This is a genomic window from Pseudomonas amygdali, assembly GCF_002699855.1.
Classification (GTDB): Bacteria; Pseudomonadota; Gammaproteobacteria; order Pseudomonadales; family Pseudomonadaceae; genus Aquipseudomonas; species Aquipseudomonas amygdali.
This window is the reverse complement of record NZ_LKBW01000133.1, coordinates 1-4,118: the sequence shown is the minus strand read 5'-3', so window position 1 is coordinate 4,118 and position 4,118 is coordinate 1. Positions and strand designations below refer to the sequence as shown.

The 4,118-nt window shown below is 56.2% G+C and carries 3 protein-coding genes and 2 pseudogenes; 1 reads left to right on the top strand and 4 read right to left on the bottom strand.

Annotation, left to right across the window (positions count from 1 at the left end):
• The coding region (locus tag AO277_RS11395; RefSeq protein ID WP_143492754.1) for a DUF945 family protein at positions 1-539 on the top strand (539 nt) is incomplete at its 5' end.
• 63 nt (positions 540-602) lie between these two features.
• On the opposite strand, the pseudogene AO277_RS29690 reads toward AO277_RS11395, so the two are convergent.
• The 4 genes and pseudogenes from AO277_RS29690 to acpP form a co-directional block, all read right to left on the bottom strand.
• Positions 603-959 (bottom strand): annotated as a pseudogene (locus AO277_RS29690) (methyl-accepting chemotaxis protein); the annotation flags it as partial.
• Between the two features lie 555 nt (positions 960-1,514).
• Positions 1,515-2,621 (bottom strand): annotated as a pseudogene (locus AO277_RS29685) (FIST signal transduction protein); the annotation flags it as partial.
• Positions 2,622-2,723: 102 nt separating this feature from the next.
• Positions 2,724-3,536: a mechanosensitive ion channel family protein gene (locus tag AO277_RS11385; protein ID WP_002555853.1), complete on the bottom strand. Its 813-nt coding sequence runs from the start codon at positions 3,534-3,536 to the stop codon at positions 2,724-2,726.
• A gap of 178 nt (positions 3,537-3,714) precedes the next feature.
• The gene (acpP, locus tag AO277_RS11380; RefSeq protein WP_031597411.1) at positions 3,715-3,948 is read right to left on the bottom strand and encodes an acyl carrier protein; all 234 of its coding nucleotides are present in this window, start codon (positions 3,946-3,948) and stop codon (positions 3,715-3,717) included.
• Positions 3,949-4,118 lie beyond the last annotated feature (170 nt).

The following is a 4,118-nucleotide window of genomic DNA, read 5'->3' as shown; positions in this document are numbered from 1 at the left end:
CAGGATGCAGGCCGCCAAGGCAGCGTAAGTGGATAATTGTCCAACCTTCGGGGGGCATACCAGCTGATCAAGAGCTGATGAACACCCAGATGAAAAAGCTGCTGATCGCCAAGCCGCATATCGAACTGGAAAAACTCTCGCTCAAGACCAGCAACGGCGAAAGCCACATGCGCATCGCGGTGGACCTGGCCGATCCAGGCCCGCTCGATCAGCCTTCCGATTCGCTGCTCTTGAAAAGTCTGGGCGAAGTCAACGCCAAGGTTGTCCTGTCCAAGCCGATGATCCGCGATCTTGCTACCCAGCAAGCCATTCGTGAAGGCCAGACCGACCTCAAGGTCATCGCCGAGCAGGCCAAGGCCGCTGGCGACATGGCCAGTGCCATGGCCGAGATGATGCAACTGGCCAAGGTCGATGGTGACAACATCGTTTCCGACCTGCGTTATGCCAACCAGATGGTCGACTTCAATGGCCAGAAAATGACCGTGCAGCAATTCATGAGCAACGTGATGGGCAAGGTCGGCGTGCTGGGTAACCAGTAAGCCGCCTGCAACACGGTCTGCTGTCAGGACGGGCAATGTACCGTCCTGACAGCAGAGGCACTGCTATCGAGTGAGCCCGCGCAGGGTATCCGCCAGTTGCCGGGTACGTTGCGAGGTGCCCGCGGTCATGTCGCTGGAGCCTTCCAGCTCCGCCAGCAGGCTGGTGAGCGTGCCGACTTCCAGGGATTGCTCTTCGATATGCTGCGCGACCTTGCGAATCTCCTCGGCCAGACGCTCGATATCCGTGCCGATGTCATTCGCGTTTTGCGTGGTTTTCTGCGCCAGCTGACGCACTTCATCGGCGACCACTGCAAAGCCACGGCCCATTTCGCCGGCCCGAGCTGCCTCGATGGCGGCGTTCAGCGCCAATAGATTGGTCTGCCCGGCGATCTGCTGGATCATCTGCACAACTGACTGGATGCGCAGGCTGGACTTGGCCAGCTCCCGAGAGCCAAGCACGACCTCGTCGGCCTGGCTGACCAGGCTCTTGACGGTATTACCCGCCTTGTCGATGACCGTTTCCTGCTGCGTGATGGTCTGGGACAGTTCATCCATCGAAACATGCAGCTCGCCTGAGTAGTGGCGCAACTGATCGGCGATTTCTTCCTGATCCTGATGAGCCTTGACCAGTACATCGCCCAGATCGCTCAGGCCGCCGAACACCGGGCGGATCTGCTCGTCCAGACCACTCGGGTCAATGGTTTGCACAAAGTTACGCTGCTTGAACTGGTCGATCTGCTTGACCACTACATGGCTCAAACCGGCCAGCTTCTTGATCTGCCGACGCAGGAAGAACGCCTTGAATTCGCCGTAATAGGCAATGAAGTTATCGATGTAATCGTCGCGGAACGGCTGACCTTCCGGCACCTTGAAAAAGAACACTGCGGTAAGGGTCTGGTTGAGGTTCAAACCCAGAATCTCACCGAAGGCCGAGAAGCCCACCACTGGCGTCTCGCCGAACACATCATTCATGCGGCCCAATTCACTGCCGTTGTTCAGACGACGCAGAATGCAGTCGCTCAACAGGCCGAGCAGCGGCTTGCCGGACTTGCCCTGTAGAAAGCGCGCGAAGTCCTTGCGCGTGGTGTCGATCATCGACGTCCGTTTGACCATCACCAGTTCTTCGCCGGGTGCCACGTCGCAGAACAGATGAACCCGCTCGCTTTCATAATCGATGCGCGCAATGGAGCGTACGAACAATTCCTCGCCTACCCGAATGGCGAACGAGTATTGCGCCAGCTTGCCTTCCAGCTCATGCCGCTCGCACTTAAGCGCATCACACAGCGCTGCAACCATCGTGGCAATCTCGCCTCTGGAATTGACCACCTGGCTGATGTAGCGCTCTTCCAGCGAGGCGGTCAGGACACTCAGACTCAGTTGCGTTGGCTCGAAGTTCTGGCTCTTGAAGACGCCAAAGCGCACATTCTTTGCGCTCTTGAGAAACACTACCTGAGCATGGTTCTCGTAGCTGCGTTTACCGTCGTGAATCAGCGTCTTCTTGAAGTCGCTTTTGCCGCCTGCAGAGCCACCCACGAACAGGCATGGGAAACGCCCTGACTCGTAGAGCGCTTCCATGAAAAACGACTCCGATGCCGAAAGCCCGTCAAAGGTGACGTAGGCCAGCGTATCCCTGTGGTCGATAGGCGTGCTGACCTGAGTGCGCTTGATCGAGTCGGTCAGCCGCGCAATGCGCTCACGCATGGACAGTCGCTTGCCCGCGCCGCGAATATCTTCGCTGTGCAGGGGAATATGCACCACCTCGGCACTCTGGATAACGCTTGAGTCGAACAGCGCCAGCACGATCCGGTCCCACTGATTACCCGCCGCGCAATACAGCGAATCATTGCTGGAGCACAGTTCGCCGGATGTCGTACACAGGCTGATCTTGGCGTTGGGAAAGCGTGCCGCGACAGACTGGGCAACCTGACCGAAGTCGACGTGAGGTGAAACGAAGCCTGTCAGGTAGACCGGGTCAAAACTTAACGCCGACAGCGTGTCGTTCAATTCCCGCGCGGACGTAATGACACTGAGTACGCCTCCGGTCCGCGAAGTGCCGGCCCGAAAACGAGATAGAAAGCTCATGGTTGAATCCGTAAGAGTAAAAGGCAGGGGCCAAAAAAAAGGCCGAGGTCTTTTAATCGGCTGCTGACGGGTTCAGGTTAGCCGGTGGGCGATGAATTTTGCCTATGCGTGCCGCTCAGACATGTTCAGCATCAACGCTCTGATCAGGGCAAGCGTCTGGCGATGCACCGAATCATAGTGATTATTGTGGCAATAGGGCCGTACTGACAGTGTGATGGAATCGGCTGTCGTAGAGGACAGATGCACATCGACCGCGGGGCTGCTCAGTACATTGGGGAGGCGGGCGATTTGATCCTTGAGGCGCGGAATGATCGCCTGCTCGTCGGCAGTGCCTGGCAATATTGCGGTCAGTTCGACGCTGCGGAAATCATTGCTGGAAAAATTGATGATCGTGTCAGAGAAGATCTTGTTGTTGCCCACCAGATTCAACACGTTTTCCGAGGTGTTGATCGACGTGACGAACAGTCCGATTTCGACCACTGTCCCGGTCACACCCGCAGCCGAAATCATATCGCCGACCTTGAAGGGCCGCAGCACGATGATGAAACCGCCTGCCGCCAGATTGGCCAGCAAACCCGACCACGCCATGCCGATCGCCAGCGCCACGGCCGCCAGCAATGCCGCAAAGCTGGTGGTCTCGATGCCGCAATAGCTCAAGATGGCGATCACCAGAATGATATTCAGCGTCACCGTGATGAACGAGCCGACATAGCGCAGAACCGTCGGATCAAACCGCTGCCGCGTCAGCGAACGCTGCGCCATCCTCACCAGCACGCCGATCAGCCAGCGACCCACTATCCACAACAAGGCTGCGATCACCAGCCTCAAAACGACAGTTGTTCCGTACTGCAGAACGATATTGAACAACGAGTTGATTCCGTCAGTGCCGATATTGATGACATTCAGCGCATCCATCACCGCAACTCCCGACCGCAGGGCTCGCCCGGCAGATGGCCTGCGGAGCGGAGCCATACATTGAATGGCAAAGCAGGGCGGTGGCTACTGGTAGTTTTGACTGGAGGCAAAGGGCCTTTATTCCACCAGGCGCTGAGGTGTTCAGCCGGTTTTAAAGAGTTGCCTACGTAGGCAGGGCTTAATTTTTGCTCTTCGACACGTAATCGACGATGTTCTGCACGGTTCTGAATTGCTTAATTTCTTCCTCTTGTATCTCGATATTAAACGCATTCTCTATACGCATAATAAACTCAACAGAGTCTAAGCTGTCTGCCCCTAAACTTAGGACGGTGGATTCTGGTTTTATGTCTTTTTCTGCCATGTCGAGTTGCTTGGCCAACATGCCTTTAACGGTTTCCATAATGCTGCTCATGATCGCGCTCCTTGCATACGGGTTAACAGCCATTGAAGAGAACGTTAGGGAAATCCTGAAAAAGACTTCCTGATTTGGCAAAATCTCCGGGCACCAATCGCCGAGCTTTTCGATGATGAATCAAATGACCTTCGCCGATGCCGAATACGCCGCTAAGCGCAAGCAGACCC